Source organism: Pseudomonas sp. NFX224, from assembly GCF_048565165.1.
Lineage (GTDB): Bacteria > Pseudomonadota > Gammaproteobacteria > Pseudomonadales > Pseudomonadaceae > Aquipseudomonas.
The window spans coordinates 507,093-522,048 of sequence record NZ_CP183416.1 but is presented as its reverse complement, the minus strand read 5'-3'; the positions used below and the strand labels follow the sequence as shown (position 1 = coordinate 522,048).

Annotated in this window: 17 protein-coding genes; 9 read left to right on the top strand and 8 right to left on the bottom strand. The window is 60.4% G+C overall.

Annotated elements, in window-relative coordinates; genetic code table 11:
* The first annotated feature begins 86 nt into the window (after positions 1 to 86).
* Complete coding sequence (locus ACNYC6_RS02170) at positions 87 to 692, top strand: tRNA-(ms[2]io[6]A)-hydroxylase (protein WP_419710866.1); 606 nt, start codon at positions 87 to 89, stop codon at positions 690 to 692.
* A gap of 65 nt (positions 693 to 757) precedes the next feature.
* On the opposite strand, the gene ACNYC6_RS02165 is transcribed toward ACNYC6_RS02170, so the two are convergent.
* Entirely contained in the window at positions 758 to 1,321 is a 564-nt protein-coding gene (locus tag ACNYC6_RS02165) for a hypothetical protein (protein ID WP_419710865.1), read from the bottom strand.
* A 235-nt stretch (positions 1,322 to 1,556) separates the two neighbouring features.
* Here ACNYC6_RS02165 and ACNYC6_RS02160 point away from each other — a divergent pair, with 235 nt between their 5' ends.
* The 3 genes from ACNYC6_RS02160 (at position 1,557) to ACNYC6_RS02150 (ending at position 4,766) form a co-directional block, all read left to right on the top strand.
* Complete coding sequence (locus tag ACNYC6_RS02160) at positions 1,557 to 2,441, top strand: LysR substrate-binding domain-containing protein (RefSeq protein ID WP_419710864.1); 885 nt, start codon at positions 1,557 to 1,559, stop codon at positions 2,439 to 2,441.
* A gap of 99 nt (positions 2,442 to 2,540) precedes the next feature.
* A complete protein-coding gene (gene aguA, locus ACNYC6_RS02155) occupies positions 2,541 to 3,665 on the top strand; it encodes an agmatine deiminase (RefSeq protein WP_419710863.1) in 1,125 nt (374 codons plus the stop codon).
* Between the two features lie 3 nt (positions 3,666 to 3,668).
* The gene (locus ACNYC6_RS02150) at positions 3,669 to 4,766 is read left to right on the top strand and encodes an extracellular solute-binding protein (protein ID WP_419710862.1); all 1,098 of its coding nucleotides are present in this window, start codon (positions 3,669 to 3,671) and stop codon (positions 4,764 to 4,766) included.
* A gap of 34 nt (positions 4,767 to 4,800) precedes the next feature.
* Here ACNYC6_RS02150 and ACNYC6_RS02145 read toward each other — a convergent pair whose 3' ends face one another.
* From ACNYC6_RS02145 to ACNYC6_RS02130, 4 genes are read right to left on the bottom strand one after another with little or no spacing between them, the layout of a single operon-like run.
* Positions 4,801 to 5,418: a DNA-3-methyladenine glycosylase family protein gene (locus tag ACNYC6_RS02145; protein WP_419710861.1), complete on the bottom strand. Its 618-nt coding sequence runs from the start codon at positions 5,416 to 5,418 to the stop codon at positions 4,801 to 4,803.
* 4 nt (positions 5,419 to 5,422) lie between these two features.
* Complete coding sequence (locus tag ACNYC6_RS02140; protein WP_419710860.1) at positions 5,423 to 6,235, bottom strand: isocitrate lyase/PEP mutase family protein; 813 nt, start codon at positions 6,233 to 6,235, stop codon at positions 5,423 to 5,425.
* A 22-nt stretch (positions 6,236 to 6,257) separates the two neighbouring features.
* Positions 6,258 to 7,340: a bifunctional transcriptional activator/DNA repair enzyme AdaA gene (locus tag ACNYC6_RS02135; RefSeq protein ID WP_419710859.1), complete on the bottom strand. Its 1,083-nt coding sequence runs from the start codon at positions 7,338 to 7,340 to the stop codon at positions 6,258 to 6,260.
* A 55-nt stretch (positions 7,341 to 7,395) separates the two neighbouring features.
* Positions 7,396 to 8,016 carry a LysE family translocator gene (locus tag ACNYC6_RS02130; protein WP_419710858.1) on the bottom strand — a complete coding sequence of 207 codons (621 nt, stop codon included), beginning with the start codon at positions 8,014 to 8,016 and terminating at the stop codon, positions 7,396 to 7,398.
* A gap of 200 nt (positions 8,017 to 8,216) precedes the next feature.
* On the opposite strand from ACNYC6_RS02130, the gene ACNYC6_RS02125 reads away from it, so the two are divergent.
* Complete coding sequence (locus tag ACNYC6_RS02125) at positions 8,217 to 8,846, top strand: DUF502 domain-containing protein (protein WP_419710857.1); 630 nt, start codon at positions 8,217 to 8,219, stop codon at positions 8,844 to 8,846.
* Positions 8,847 to 8,848: 2 nt separating this feature from the next.
* Here the strand turns inward: ACNYC6_RS02125 and ACNYC6_RS02120 are convergent, their stop codons facing one another.
* On the bottom strand, positions 8,849 to 9,745 hold the full coding sequence (locus tag ACNYC6_RS02120; protein WP_419710856.1) for a DMT family transporter: 897 nt from the start codon (positions 9,743 to 9,745) through the stop codon (positions 8,849 to 8,851).
* A gap of 89 nt (positions 9,746 to 9,834) precedes the next feature.
* Here ACNYC6_RS02120 and ACNYC6_RS02115 point away from each other — a divergent pair, with 89 nt between their 5' ends.
* Both ACNYC6_RS02115 and ACNYC6_RS02110 read left to right on the top strand, forming a co-directional pair.
* Positions 9,835 to 11,166 (top strand): PLP-dependent aminotransferase family protein, encoded by a 1,332-nt coding sequence (locus ACNYC6_RS02115; RefSeq protein ID WP_419710855.1) that lies wholly within the window; start codon positions 9,835 to 9,837, stop codon positions 11,164 to 11,166.
* Between the two features lie 90 nt (positions 11,167 to 11,256).
* Positions 11,257 to 11,844 carry a LysE family translocator gene (locus ACNYC6_RS02110; protein ID WP_419710854.1) on the top strand — a complete coding sequence of 196 codons (588 nt, stop codon included), beginning with the start codon at positions 11,257 to 11,259 and terminating at the stop codon, positions 11,842 to 11,844.
* Here the strand turns inward: ACNYC6_RS02110 and ACNYC6_RS02105 are convergent, their stop codons facing one another.
* Both ACNYC6_RS02105 and ACNYC6_RS02100 read right to left on the bottom strand, forming a co-directional pair.
* Entirely contained in the window at positions 11,845 to 12,678 is an 834-nt protein-coding gene (locus tag ACNYC6_RS02105; RefSeq protein WP_419710853.1) for an AraC family transcriptional regulator, read from the bottom strand.
* 33 nt (positions 12,679 to 12,711) lie between these two features.
* On the bottom strand, positions 12,712 to 13,215 hold the full coding sequence (locus ACNYC6_RS02100; RefSeq protein ID WP_419710852.1) for a VOC family protein: 504 nt from the start codon (positions 13,213 to 13,215) through the stop codon (positions 12,712 to 12,714).
* A gap of 264 nt (positions 13,216 to 13,479) precedes the next feature.
* Here ACNYC6_RS02100 and ACNYC6_RS02095 point away from each other — a divergent pair, with 264 nt between their 5' ends.
* Both ACNYC6_RS02095 and ACNYC6_RS02090 read left to right on the top strand, forming a co-directional pair.
* Positions 13,480 to 13,728, top strand: a complete 249-nt coding sequence (locus tag ACNYC6_RS02095) for a transmembrane sensor/regulator PpyR (protein ID WP_419710851.1) — start codon at positions 13,480 to 13,482, stop codon at positions 13,726 to 13,728.
* Complete coding sequence (locus tag ACNYC6_RS02090; protein WP_419710850.1) at positions 13,728 to 14,882, top strand: NnrS family protein; 1,155 nt, start codon at positions 13,728 to 13,730, stop codon at positions 14,880 to 14,882. Before ACNYC6_RS02095 ends, ACNYC6_RS02090 begins: the two co-directional genes overlap by 1 nt.
* Positions 14,883 to 14,956 lie beyond the last annotated feature (74 nt).

Genomic DNA, 14,956 nt, shown 5'->3' with positions numbered 1-14,956 from the left:
CATATCAACGGTCGGCGACTGGTGGTCTGCCCGCAGGCCGGTATAATCGGCGCCCTTCGTTTTGAACCTTTTATCCCGTGGGCCCCATGATCCTTCCCGAAATTCACGAATTCCTTGGCTGTCGCACCCCCGACGGCTGGGTCCAGGCTGCGCTGGCCGATCAGGAAACCCTGCTGATCGACCACAAGAATTGCGAATTCAAGGCTGCCAGCACCGCGCTGAGCCTCATTGCCAAGTATCACTCTCACGTTGATCTGATCAACATGATGTCGCGTCTGGCCCGGGAAGAGCTGGTGCACCATGAACAAGTCATGCGCCTGATGAAAAAGCGCAAGATCGAACTGCGTCAGCTGTCCGCCGGGCGTTACGCCTCGGGCCTGCGCAAAGTGGTGCGCAGTCATGAGCCGGTGAAACTGGTGGATACGCTGGTGGTTGGCGCGTTCATCGAAGCCCGCAGTTGCGAGCGTTTCGAGGCGCTGGTGCCGCACCTGGACGAAGAGCTGGGCAAGTTCTATTTCGGCCTGCTCAAAAGCGAGGCGCGGCATTTCCAGGGTTACCTGAAACTGGCCTACCAGTATGGCGACGCCAAGGACATCGCCCAGGTGATCGACAAGGTCCGGGCTGCCGAGCAGGAACTGATCGAATCGCCGGACGTGGAATTCCGCTTTCACAGCGGTGTGCCGGCGGCGTAATCGACGAAAAATGCCCAGAAAAAATCGGCCATCCAGGCCGATTTTTTTTGCCATCAATGAAGGGCTCAGGCCACAGAGTGAGACACCTTTCTTTCCAGGATACTGACGATGAAGGTTATTTTTGAACGCTCATGGGTGTTGGCAAGGTAAATATAAGGTGAGCCCCTTACAGTAAACCCGCCTACATATTTTTTGTCTTCAGTCATTAGAGATATGGGTATGTGGACTGTCCGCAAGTCTTTCAAGGTGACGGGCTTGTTTTGTTGATTCACAAGAGTAAAAACTGTCGGCTCATCATCTTCCGAATCCGCCGTGCCGAGCACTTCCATCCAACTTTCGCTGATTTTCTTGTTGTAGTGTTCTCCTTCGTTTCTTATGGAAATCACGTAACCGGCGGTGGTGTACTGAAAGTGCAACTTCAGTGGTTGCACTGGGCCGGACTGGGCATTTGGCCGGATGCCTAACAGACTCGAGTGATCACGAGTCTGAGGTTTTCCGGTAAAGAATCCACCGCTGAACAGGTGGATGGTGGCCAGTGCAGGCTTGCCATGCAGTAGTTCAAGAAGATTCACTTTGTGGTCGAACATATTAAGTGTCGCGACGAACGATTGTTCAGTGTCGATGTTCATTTTGCTATCCATGCTTATGATTTGATGTGGGGTTGTGCTGCACGCCTAGATTAAGCAGTTTTGTTTTCTGGCGTTAAGTAACGTGTATTGCAAAAGGTTTGTGGGAAGTTGTCGTTGGCGTTATTTACTCAACCCCAACCGCTCATGCCGTTGCGCAATCGACTCGGTCGGTCCCACTGGACGCTCAGGGGCCATCAAGTCAGCATGGACATCCCCGAACCCCGGACTTGACCCGATGCGACGCTTACCCTCCCTGGCAGCCCTCAGAACCTTCGAATGCGCCGCCCGCCACGCTCACTTCGGCCGGGCAGCCGTCGAGCTCTGCGTGACCGACAGCGCTGTCAGCCACCAGATCCGCCAGCTCGAAGAGCAGCTCGGTGTGTCGCTGTTCGTGCGTGAAGGCCGGCAGATTCGCCCGACCATGGCCGCCGGGCGCCTCATGCAAAGCCTGCAGCAAGCCTTCGAACTGATCGGCGAGGCGTGCGACGAATTGCGCGATCCGTCATCCCTCGCCGTGTTGCGCCTGGCCGTGACGGCTGAATTGGCGCAGAAATGGCTGATGAGCCGCCTCACGGATTTCTACGCGCGGTATCCGCACATCACCCTGCATCTCTACGAACAGCCCATCGACGCCACGGCGCCGGGAGAGGACATCGACCTGGCAATCACTTACGGCACCGGGCCGGTGGACAGCAGCGCGTATTTCGTCCGGCCATTGCCGGCTTTGCAGTTCTTTCCGGTGTGCAGCCCCGGCCTGTTCAACCAGGGCACGCTGAAAACACCAAAGGATCTCGCGCGCCATTGCCTGCTGCACGACGATCAGGACGGCAAGACCTGGACCGCCTGGCTCACCAGTCATGCCGGCGATCAACGCCCCGAACGACAACTGTATTTCGCCCACGCCGGGTTAGCGCTGGAAGCGGCGGCGCAGGGGCAGGGCGTGGCCATGGGCGACAACCTGACGGCGCAGGAAGACCTGCTCAGCGGTCGACTGGTACGGCCGTTTACTTCGAGCATGACTGCGTTGGGCCAATATGCGCTGGTGTGCGAACGCGTGCGGCTGGAGCGCCCGGCGGTGACGCAGATGCTGCAATGGTTCAACGATCAGTTGATTGATTGATGAGTTAAATTCAAGTGTTCCGAAATAATCATCGTTGGCGAGGAGGGTGCCGGCGACTTTAGCCTGTGGTCATTCCAATCCCCCTGATGAGGTTTGCCCATGGCACGTTTGCTCGATTCCACGCCCAAACTCGACGGTTTCCGCCTGCCCGGCGAATTCGAAGCCAAGTCCGGTTGCTGGCTCGGCTGGCCGGAGCGCACCGACGTGTGGCGCAATGGCGCCAAGCCTGCGCAGAAAGTCTGGGTGCAGATCGTCACGGCGATTTCCATGAGCGAACCGGTCACCGTGTGTGCCTCCGCCGCGCAGTTCGCCACTGCCCGCCGGCAGTTGCCGCCGCAAGTGCGGGTGGTGGAAATGACCTGCAACGACACTTGGTTCCGCGACAGCGGCCCGTGCTTTGTGGCCAACGACCAAAGCGGCGAAGTGCGTGGTGTCGACTTCGAATTCAACGCCTATGGCGGTCTCGACGGTGGCTTGTACTACCCGTGGGACAAGGACGATCAGATCGCCAGCAAGATCCTCGAAATCGAACGCTTCGACCGTTATCGCGCACCGTTGATTGCCGAGCTCGGCGGCATCCAGAGCGACGGCCAGGGCAGCATCCTCACCACCGAACAGTGTCTGCTCAACCGCAATCGCAACCAGCATCTGGGCAAGGATGAAGTCACCCGCCGCTTGACCGACTACCTCGGCGCCGAGCAAGTGATCTGGCTGCCTCGCGGCTGCAAGTTCGATGAAACCGATGGCCACGTTGACGACCTCGCCTGTTTCGTGCGCCCCGGTGAAGTGGTGTTGCAATGGACCGACAATCGCGATGACCCGCAGTGGGAAATTTATCAGGAGGCCTACGACATCCTGCGCAGCACGCGCGACAGCCGTGGCCGTGAGTTGACCGTGCACAAACTGCCGCAACCGGATGTGCTGGAATGGACCGCTGAAGAGGCTGAAGGCCTGGACCAACAGGACAGCACCCATACCCGTCAGGCGGGGACGAAAATCTGCGCGTCGTACATCAACTACTACGCCGGCAACAGCTCGATCGTGGTGCCGTTGTTCGGTGACCGTAACGACAAAGTGGCGATGGCGACTCTCGCCGAACTGTTCCCGCAGCACACTATCGTCGGCATCGAGAACTCCCGGGAAATTCTCCTCGGCGGCGGCAACGTCGCGTGCATCACCATGCCGCAATACGCCGGCACTTCCAGCAACAAAAAGGGAGCGTAAACCATGGGCCTGCACAAACTGACTCAAGCGTTGATGCTGGTGCTTGCACCCCTGTGTGTGCAGGCCGCTGACACCGCCAAACCGGTGGTCAATCTTTACATCTGGGGCGAGTACCTGGCCCCGGACACCCTGAAGAATTTCGAGGCGAAAACCGGCATCCATGTGGTGGTCGATCACTTCGATTCCCTGGAAACCGTCGAGACCAAACTGCTCACCGGCCGCAGTGGCTATGACCTGGTACTGACGGCGGGGCAACATCTGTCCCGGGCGATTCAGAGCGGCGCGATCCAGACTGTGGACAAGCAGCAACTGCCGCACTTTGCCGGGGTCAGCGAGGAGTTTCGCCAGCACATGGCGGTGTTCGATCCGGGCAATCGTTACGCCGGCATCTACGCCTGGGGCACCACCGGTGTGGGCTACCAGCAAGAGGCGGTCAAGCAGCGTCTGGCCGATGCGCCCACGGACAGTTGGGCGATGCTGTTCGACCCGGCCGTGGTGTCGAAATTCGCCGATTGCGGGGTCAGCCTGCTCAACGATCCCAATGAAGTGTTCGCCGCCGTCATGAAGTACATGGGCCTGGACATCAATCGCCAGAACCTCGACGACCTGAAACTGGCCGAGCAGCAACTGGCGAAAATTCGCCCGTACATCCGCTATTTCGACAACGACCTGAACATCAGCGACCTGGCCAATGGCAACACCTGCGTGGCGATGTCGTGGAACGGCAACGTGGCTATCGCGGCAGGTCAGGCGGAAGCGGCGAACAAGCCATACACATTGAAATACCGGATTGCGAAGGAGGGTACGTTGATCTGGTTCGATGCCATGGTCATTCCCAAGGACGCGCCGCATCCTCAGGCCGGACTGGCATTGATGGACTACCTGATGACCCCTGAAGTGATCGCGCCGATCACCGACACCATCCACTACGCCAATGCAATCACGGCGGCGGATGGCCTGATCGACCCGGCGATTCGAGACGATCCGGGGACCTATCCGGCGCAGGCGGTTCGTGCGTCGTTGTACAGCAAGAATGACAATGGCAAGGCGTTCAACCGGGCATTGATCCGGGCGTTCAGTCGGTTGAAATCGGGGTTGTGAGGTCACCCCGATTCCGGCAGGGGGGAGATGCGGTCTATCGGGTGGGAACCCGCCATAAATACCACGCAGCCACTGTCCGATAAGGACTCCACGCCAAGCCGATCTCAATCATCTGCTTGCGCGTCGGCTGCACCTCCAGCCCCTTGAGCCGCCGATACCCCTCACGCACGCCAAAGTCATCGGCCGGCAAAATGTCCGGCCGTTCGAGGCTGTAGATCAACAGCATCTCGACGGTCCAGCGACCCACACCGCGCAACGTGATCAGGCGCTCGATCAGCGCCTCATCCTCCATGGCCAGCGCCGTGGCGTAATCCGGCACCACGCCATCCAGCGTCGCCTGGGCGATGCCCTGGATGGTCGCGATCTTGCTGGCGGAAAAACCGCAACCGCGCAGTCGGTCAAAATCAGTGGCGACGATTTGCTCCGGCCGTGGGAACGCACTCGCTGGAAACAGCGCCAGCAGCCGTCCGACAATCGCATCCCCGGCCCTGGCATGCAGTTGTTGATAGGCAATCGCCCGCACCAGCGACTCATAGGGATCACGCGCCGGGTGGGGTTGGTGCAGGCACGGGCCGACGGCAGTGATATGCCGACGCCAATCGTCATCGATAGACGAGAGAAGCTCGGTGGCGGGGCGATAACGGTCGGGCATGGGCTCAGGCTTTTGCGGACGGCTGCAATAGCGCGTTCACTTCTCCGTAGGTGAGTGCCTTGAGGTCGTGGCTGTCGAGCTTTCCGGTTTCCAGAAAACCCTTGGCCAGACCCGCCATGGCACCGTAGAGGAATTCGGCGATGCCCGAACCGGCGCTCAAGCGACGCACGCCGAGGGCTTTCAAGGCTTGCGGCGATGGCAAGCCGGGGAAACCGAGAACATTGAGTGGCAGCGACGTGCCCTTGCACAGCGCCGCAATTTCGTACTCGGAGGTGACCCCTGCCGCAAACAGCCCGTTGGCACCGGCCGCCTGATACAGCGTGGCCCGCCTGAGGGTTTCGGCCACCCGGTCTTCGGCCGGCACCAGGCCTCTGAGATAGACATCGGTGCGGGCATTGATAAACAGATTCACCTTGCGCTCATTGGCGACCCGGCGTGCGGTCTCGATCTTGCGGACCAGCAGTTCGGGTGGCGAAGAACCGTCCTCGATATTGATCCCGACAGCGCCAGCGACGATCACCGCGTCAATCACCTGCGCAACCCGCTCCAGGTCATCGGAGTAACCGGCCTCGATGTCTACGGTCAGCGGCACCGAAATCACCCGGGCAATGGACTCGACCGTCGACACCAGTCGCTCAAGGGGCAAGGTGTTGCCATCGGGATAGCCATGCACCCAGGCCACCGCCGCACTGCTGGTGGCCACTGCCTTGTTGCCCAGTTGCTCCACCAACCGCGCCCCGGCGGCATCGGCGACGTTGGTGAGGATCAGCAGGCCGTCGTGGTGCAGTTGGTGGAGTTGGTTGTCGAGCCTGTCCATCGGATTTCCTTCCTTATGGGGATCAGAGTGCGAGTTGTTCAGTGATCTGCACCGCCGCGTGTTCCAGCCTGAGCAGAAACGCCTTGCGCGGTTGGCCTCCAGCGTAGCCCGTCAACGAGCCGTCGGCACCGATCACCCGATGGCAGGGCACGACAATCGAGAGGCGGTTGTGCCCGTTGGCCAGACCCACGGCGCGACTGGCGCCAGGCTTGCCGAGCGTCGCTGCGATAGCGCCGTAGGACGTGGTCCGTCCGTAGGGGATTTTTGCCAGTTCGGCCCAGACTTGTCGGGAGAACTCGCTGCCGGGCATGTGCAGGGCCACGCTGAATTCAGTGCGGTTACCGGCAAAATACGCGGCCAGTTGCTCTTCGATTTGCTGCAAATGCCTGTTGTGTCCCGGTGCCACGGCGTACCCATGGCGATTCTGTAGCGCATCCACTTCACGGGTCAGCGAAGGCTGGTCGAGAAACTCCAGCAGCACCAGTCCACGACGCTCGGCCATGGCGATCATCGGCCCCAGCGGCGTGGTCAGCCGGGTGAACAGCAAGGGCTCACTGTTGGCGGCGCGACCTGGAGTGATGTGGAAGGACTTCTGAAACGCATCGCGAAACCCGCTCAGGGATTCGTAACCTGAATCGAACGCCGCGCTGTCGATCGAATCGCCCTGCTTGATCCCGCCTAACGCCATGCCCAGGCGCCGGGTGCGCAGCCAGGCATGAAAGGTCATGCCGAAATGCTGCTTGAACCAGCGCCGCAACTTCAGCGGTTCGATGCCTTCGGTCTGCAACTGAGCATCGGTCCAGCGCAGCTCGGAATCAATGTCGACCGATTTCAATAGCTTCTGCACCCAGTCCGGCGCGATCGCGGCGGCGTCCATGGGTTTGCAGCGCAGGCACGCGCGATAGCCCGCCGCCAGGCACTCATTGGCGTGGGCGAAGAACTCGACATTCTCCGGTTTCGGGCTGCGTGCGGTGCAGCCTGGGCGGCAGAAAATCCCGGTGGTCTTGACCGCCGTAAAGAACACCCCCTCGTAGGCGGTGTCTCGTTCGAGCATGGCGCGAACCATCTCGGCGTGGGGCGGAAGCAGCGTGTTTGGTAGGTTCATGGGCGCAGCATAGAACGCGTCATGGCCGGCCTCCACCGGAAAATCGACAGGGAATTCAGGCCCGCCGTGCCATTAACAATACCGAGGCCGCTGCCGACAACAAACCCGCGCAGCAACGGTTGAATAGCCGCTTTCCCGACGGCTTGGCGAACCAGCGGCGCATGTGCAGGCCCATGTAGGCGTAGGCGGCGATGGCGATCCATTCCAGCACCAGGAACATTGCGCCCAACACCGCAAATTGCGCGGTGATGGCTTGAGTCGGGTCGACGAACTGCGGGAGGAACGCGGTGAAAATCAGGATCGCTTTCGGGTTGCCCGCCGCTACCAGAAACTCCTGTCGGGCCAATGCCAGCAATCCGGCTTGTGCACCGGTCGATACGTTTTCTATATCGGGGTCCGCCCGCCACAGTTGCCAGGCGAGGTAGAACAGGTACGCAGCCCCGAGAATCTTGATTCCGTAGAACAGCAGTTCCGAAGTTTGCAGCACCACCGCCAGGCCCGCCGAGGCGAGGGCGATCATTCCGGCGAACGCCAGCAAACGGCCGACCCCGGCCACACACGCGGTGCGGTAGCCGTAGCGGGTCGAGTTGCTGACCGATAGCAGGTTGTTCGGCCCCGGCGCCATGTTCAGGGCGAAGCAGGCCGGGAGGAAGAGTGTGAGGGTGGCGAGGTCCATGGGGGCGGCTCCTGTAGCGAGAACCGTATTTTTATCACGACTTTCGGGGTGCCTGACCCATACAGTCATGGGCAGAAATCGCCGTACAAGGGGCTGTTTCCCAGTGCCGGTACTGTCCTTGTGAGGCTGGCGGTCTCGTACTATCGTCAATCAGCCGACGTCGGTTCGTGCGGCCCGGTCCCAAGACGAGGGTAGTGCACATGAAACAGGTCCTTGCGTACTTCACCAAGCGGGTGATCGCTGGTCTGCTGGTCATCATCCCGATCTACCTGGCGATTCTGGTGTTGCTCAAGGGCATGAAATCCCTCGGGCAACTGGTGCGGCCCTTCACCAAAATCCTTCCGGATTGGCTGCCTGCCGAACAATTCCTGTCGTTGATTCTGGTGTTGTTGATCTGCTTCCTGATCGGCGCGGGCCTGCGCACGCGATTGGGTAGAGCGGCCCGCGAACGAGCGGAAAAGGGTGTGTTCGAAAGAATTCCCGGCTACGGACTGTTCCGCAGCCTGACGCAGCAGGTGGCGGGAGACAGCCAGCAAACGGTGTGGAAACCTGCGCTGGTCGAGATCGAAGAGGCGCTGGTCCCGGCCTTCATCATCGAAGTGTTTGAAGACGGTCGTTACACCATTTTCGTGCCGTCGGTGCCCACGCCGCTGGCCGGTGCGGTGTACATCCTCGAAGCCAGCCGTGTGCATCCGCTGGACGTTTCCTTCACCGACGCCTTCAAGGTCATTTCGAAATGGGGCTCGGGTGCCAAGGACCTGGTGGCCGCCATGGAAAATGCCCGGCGGGACCCTGCGGTGACAACGCACAAGGTCGACACCGTGCCTTGAGCTCATTTGGCGAAGCGCTTCGCCCCGGCGACGCAGAGAATCACCGCGAGCGTGACGCCAAGCATGCCAATGCTGACGTGTTCGTGCAGCAAGGTCGCCGCGAGGGCCAAGCCAAAAAACGGCTGCAGCAGTTGCAGTTGGCCAACGGCGGCAATGCCGCCTTGGGCGAGGCCGCGATACCAGAACACAAAACCGATCAGCATGCTGAACAGCGACACGTAGGCCAGGCTGAACCACGCTGGCGTGCTGATCCCGCTGAACGACGCCGGCATCCGCCACCCGGTCAGCGCCGCCATCACCGGCAACGCCAGCACCAGCGCCCAGGAAATCACTTGCCAGCCGCCAAGCGTGCGCGACAACTTCGCGCCTTCGGCATACCCGAGGCCGCAGGCCAGGATCGCCAACAACATCAGGATGTCGCCCTGCGGTGAGGCGGTCAGGCCTTGGGAGGCGGCGAACCCGACCACCAGCAGACTGCCCAGCACCGAGAAAATCCAGAACACCGGTCGTGGACGCTCGCCGCCGCGCAGCACACCGAACCCCGCTGTTGCGAGTGGCAGCAGGCCGACGAAGACGATGGAGTGAGCCGAAGTCACGTACTGCAAGGCCAGCGCGGTCAACAGCGGAAAGCCGACCACCACGCCCAGGGCCACGATGATCAGCGGCACGATTTGATGGCGTGCAGGGCGTTTTTCCTTGAACAACAGCAACAGGCACAGCGCCAGAATCGCCGCGATGGTGGCGCGGGCCACGGTCAGGAAAACCGGGTCGAATTCGAGCACCGCCAGCCGCGTCGCGGGCAGCGAACCGCTGAAGATCACCACACCGATCAGACCGTTGATCCAGCCACTGGCATTGCTGTCCAGCACCTGGTTTTGCAGGTTCGATGTCCGTTCCATTTGGCTCACGCTCACTTATTGATTGCACGAAAGCCATCGTATGGCTGAGTATCAATACAATCAAAAAATTGTCATGGATACATCTCGACATGCCTCGTTCCCGCTACAAAACCCTGGTTGACGCCTTTGCCGCCGACATTCGCTCGGGGCAACTGCCGCCCGGTACGCGCCTGCCTACGCACCGGCAATTGGCTACCGAGCACGGTCTGGCGCTGGTCACCGCCAGTCGGGTGTATGCCGAGCTTGAGGGCATGGGTCTGGTCAGCGGCGAAACCGGGCGGGGGACGTTTGTCAGGGAAACTTCGCTGCCGCCGGGGCAGGGCATTTCGCAGTCCGTGGTGGCGGCGGGCATGATCGATCTGAACTTCAACTATCCGTCATTACCCGGTCAGGCCGACCTGTTGCGCAGTGCGCTGCGTCAGCTCGCGTTGTCCGGCGATCTGGAAGCTCTCCTGCGCTACCAGCCCCACGCCGGGCGTCTGCACGAGCGCGCTTCGGTTGCTCGGCATCTGGACGAGCGGGGTTTGAATGTGCCGGCCGAACAGGTGTTGATCGTCAGTGGCGCCCAGCATGGCCTGGCGGTGGTGATGATGACGCTGCTCAAGCCCGGCGACGTGATCGCCGCTGACGCGCTAACCTATCCGGGTTTCAAGACACTGGCCGAGACACTGCACCTTGAAGTCCTGCCCATTCCCGTGACGGACAACGGACCTGATTTGGCCGCGCTGGAAAAACTGTGCCGCAGCCGTCCGGTACGCGCCGTGTACGCGATGCCGACGTTGCACAATCCGCTGGGCTGGGTGATGGATGTCGAGCAACGCGAACGGTTGGTGGCGATTGCGCGTCAGCACGACCTGATGATCATCGAGGACGCTGCCTATGCGTTTCTCGCCGAAAACGTACCGCCACCGCTGGCTGAAATGGCGCCGGAGCGAACCGTGTACGTCAGCGGTTTATCGAAGAATATCGCCACCGGTTTGCGCGTTGGCTTTATCGCTGCGCCGACACAATGGATCGCGGGATTTGAACGCACCATCATGGCGACCACCTGGAACACCCCGGGCGTGATGACGGCCATTGCCACGGCCTGGCTCGACGACGGCACCGTGCTCAAACTGGAAGCGCAAAAGCGTACGGACGCTCAGGCCCGGCAAACACTGGCGCGGGAGGTGCTTGGGGGGCTCAGGACCATCAGCCATCCGTCGTCGTATTTCATCTGGCTGCCGCTGGCCGAAGACGCCCGTGCCGACCAGATCGCCATGGCGTTGATGCGCGAGCAGGTGTCGGTGTCGCCCGCCGAACCTTTTGCGATTACCCCCCATGTACCGCACGCGATCCGACTGGCGCTGGGCTCGGTGGATATGGGCTCGCTGCGCCAAGCGTTGGTGAAGGTGAAGCGGGTGGTTGGCTATTACTCGTAACAGACGCGCTCAGGGCAGTTTTCTTCAATACGTGCACCACCGGGCTCTTTACCTTGGGGCCTGGTTCAATTGACTGAGAGTAGGTGTGCGATGAGTTTGATTATGTCCATGGCCGCGTTTGCGCTGGCCGCTTCGATCACGCCGGGGCCGGTGAATATCGTGGCATTGAGTTCGGGGGCGCGTTTCGGCTTCAAGGCCAGTCAGCGGCACGTGGCCGGGGCGACCCTGGGGTTTGTGTTGCTGCTGGTGCTGATGGGGCTCGGCTTGCACGAGCTGTTGCAGATTTGGCCGGCCATGACCCAGGTCGTGCAATGGGCCGGTGTGGCGTTCCTGTTGTACATGGCCTTCAAGCTGGCGGCCGACAACGGGCAACTGGATGCGAAGGATTCGGGGCGCGCGCCGTCGATGCTGTATGGCGCGGTCATGCAATGGCTCAATCCAAAGGCCTGGCTGGCCTGCGTGGCCGGCATGGGCGCATTCGTTGCCGATGGCGAGGCGCGTTTAGTCTGGCAATTCGCGGCGGTGTATCTGGTGATCTGCTATGTGTCGGTCGGGTGCTGGGCCTATGCCGGGACGTTCTTGCGTGGCTATCTGAACAATCCGGCGGGCATGCGCTGGTTCAACCGGGTCATGGCAGTGTTGCTGGCGGTGAGTGCGGTGTATCTGTTGTTGCCTTGATCAGCCGCGGTACTGTCCCGGCGTCGCCGCCAGATGCTGTTTGAACGCTCGCTGGAAATGCGCCTGATCGGCAAATCCTGCTTCGAGTGCAACATCGGCGATCAGCTTGCCGTTGCGCAACTGATCCCGGGCGAACTGGATGCGCCGGTTGACCAGGAAGGCATGGGGCGTCATGCCGTAATGCTGCTTGAACGCGCGGATCAGGTACGACGGCGACAACTGCGCCGCCTCGCAAATGTCTTCGAGCTTGAGCATCTGCGTGCAGTGTTCGCGGATGAAATCGGCGGCGCGTTCCAGTTTGAAATTAGGCTCGCGCAATGGCTGATCGATGGGGTTCAGGCGTAGCAGCACTTCGCTGAAAAACTCCACCGCCGCGCTGTGTTTGCGCAGTACATCCTGCTGCGGATCGACCAGCACGTCATACAAGCCATCCAGACCCGCAAACAGGTCAACGTCAGCAGTATGGGTGATCGAAAATCGGCGAAACGCCAGGTCATCGCTGAAGCCGAGCTGATGCTGCACGTCAGTGAGCCACGCGGTATCGACGTACAGCATCAAGTACGACCAGGGCTGGTCGTCGATCGGATTGCAGGCATGCACGTCACCGGGATTCATCAGCACCACGGTGCCGGCGCTGACCTCGAAGTGCGATTGCTCATGGACATAAGTACTGCGCCCGGCGGTGATCGCACCGATGGAAAAGTGCTCGTGGGAGTGCCGGGTGTAGCAGACCTCGCGCCCATCGGCGATCGCGCGCGCCTCGATGAAGGGCAGGGCGTCATCGCGCCAGAAACGCGGGGCCTTGTCGGTGTCCCTGGGCTTGGAGAGCTTCATGGTCAGTCCTTGGCAGATGAGCGTCGGAGTGTATTAGCTCTCGCCATTAAAGGCTCGTTGCAGTTCGGCGATATTCAGTTTTTTCATTTGCATCATCGCCGCCATGGCACGCTGGGATTTGGTCGTGTCGGGGTCTTTGAGCATCTCCATCATCGCCACCGGCACGATCTGCCACGACACGCCGAATTTATCCTTGAGCCAACCGCACTGCTGCGCCTCAACCGGCCCGCCAGCAGACAGCCGGCCCCAGAAATGGTCAACTTCTTCCTGGGTCTGGCAATTGACCTGGAACGAGATCGCTTCGTTGAACTTAAAGTTCGGGCCACCGTTGAGGCCGGTGAACGTCTGTCCATCGAGTTCGAAACTGACCGTCAGTACCGAGCCCTCGGCGTGACCGTGAACCTCTTGGCCAGCCTTGCCGTAATGGGTGATGGCGGTGATTTTTGCGTGATCGAAAATCGCACAATAGAACGTCGCAGCCTCTTCAGCCTGACCATCGAACCACAGGCAGGGCGTGAGTTTTTGAACGTGGAGCATGGCGGGTCTCCTTGGCAGGTTTTTGCATGCTGGACTATCAGCGTAGCCAGCCTCGGCTTGTCTGGTTGTGCCGTAGATCGACAAGTGTGTTGGGAGATGTGTAAAAAGAAGTCAATTTGACTCAGGTATTTGTCGTTAAGACTATTCATGGGTCGAGTCGATATGACACATGTCTTATCAGGCAATTGATTTATAAGGCTTAAAAATCTGGCACGGGACTTGATACACCTGACGTACAACTGAACTGCGACAGGAGTACGGAAAATGTTCCATTTCTTCAGCAATCCTCAGAATGTTCTGCAGCTCTCAAGCCGTGTACTCGGCGTCGGCCTGGCGATGCTGCTGGCCGGGATCTATGGCGCTTACCTTTATGACGGTCACCTGTCGATCCTGGCGCTGGTGTCGTTGCACGCCATGACCATTGTTGGCCCGACCTTGCTGAAAATCGGCTATGTGATGCGCCTGTTGTCCCAGCACCGGTTGAGCAAGCCTTTGAAAGTGGCGCTGGCCTGATGCGCAAACTGGCCGCTGCCCCCGTCTTCAGTCTTGGCTTTCGTCCGTTCTTCCTGGCGGGAGCCGCGTTCGCCGCACTGGCGGTAGCGATCTGGGCACTGTGGTTGTATGGCCGATTACCCGGCGCGCAACCGGTGGGCGGCATGCTCGCCTGGCACCGGCATGAAATGCCGTTCGGGTTCGCTGTGGCGATCATCGCCGGGTTCCTGCTGACGGCGGTGCCGAACTGGACGGGCCGACCGGGGCTCAAGGGCTGGCCGTTGATCGGGCTGGTGCTGGTTTGGCTGCTGGCACGGATCGTCTGGTTGTTGCCGGTTTCTCCTGCGGTGTTGCTGTTGCTGCAATCACCTTTCCTGCCACTGCTGGCCGGGGTGCTGGGTCGCGACCTGGTGGCCGCCCGCAAGCGCGACAATTATCCGATTCTGTTGATGGTCACGCTGTTGGCCGGGTGTCAGGCCATGACGCTGTGGGCCCTCTGGATCGACGACGTCGGCCTGCAACGGCGTGGTGTGTTGGCTGCGTTGTGGCTGGTGGCGGCGCTGATGAGTGTGATTGGCGGGCGGGTGATTCCGTTTTTTATCCAGCGTGGTTTGAATCGTCCGCCTTCACCGATTGCCAATCCATGGCCCACGCGGGTCCTGATGGTGAGTGGTTTTTTTGTTGCGCTGACATTTGCCCTTGGCTTGCATGACGTGCCCAGGTTTTGGCTGGCAGCGGTGTTTTGGTTGATGGGTGGTTTGCATCTGCTGCGTCTGTGGCGATGGCATGACCTCGGCATGTGGGGCGTGCCGTTGTTGTGGTCGTTGTATTTGTCTTATGCCTGGCTGGTGGTGGCAGTTTTTGCCATGGTGGCGTGGCACGTGGGGTGGTTGCCGCAGCAGAGTCTGGCGACTCATTCGCTGGCGGTGGGTGGTGTGGGTGGGTTGATTCTGGCGATGATTGCGCGGGTCAGTCTGGGGCATACCGGGCGCGCTTTGCATCCTTCGAGAGCGATTGTCGCGGGGTTTGTTCTGGTGTTGTTTGCAGGTGTTTTGCGGGTGGTGTTGGTGCCGTTTTCCGGGTGGGGGCTGGGGTTGTCGGCGTTGCTTTGGTGTTTGGCGTTTGGGGTGTTTTTGTTGCGTTATAGCGGGGTTTTGTTTCGGCCAAGGGTTTAGGTTTTTGTACTGGGTACAAATCCGTTGCTGCGGTAATGGCGGTTTATGGTGCATGTACACTGACCCATTGCGGG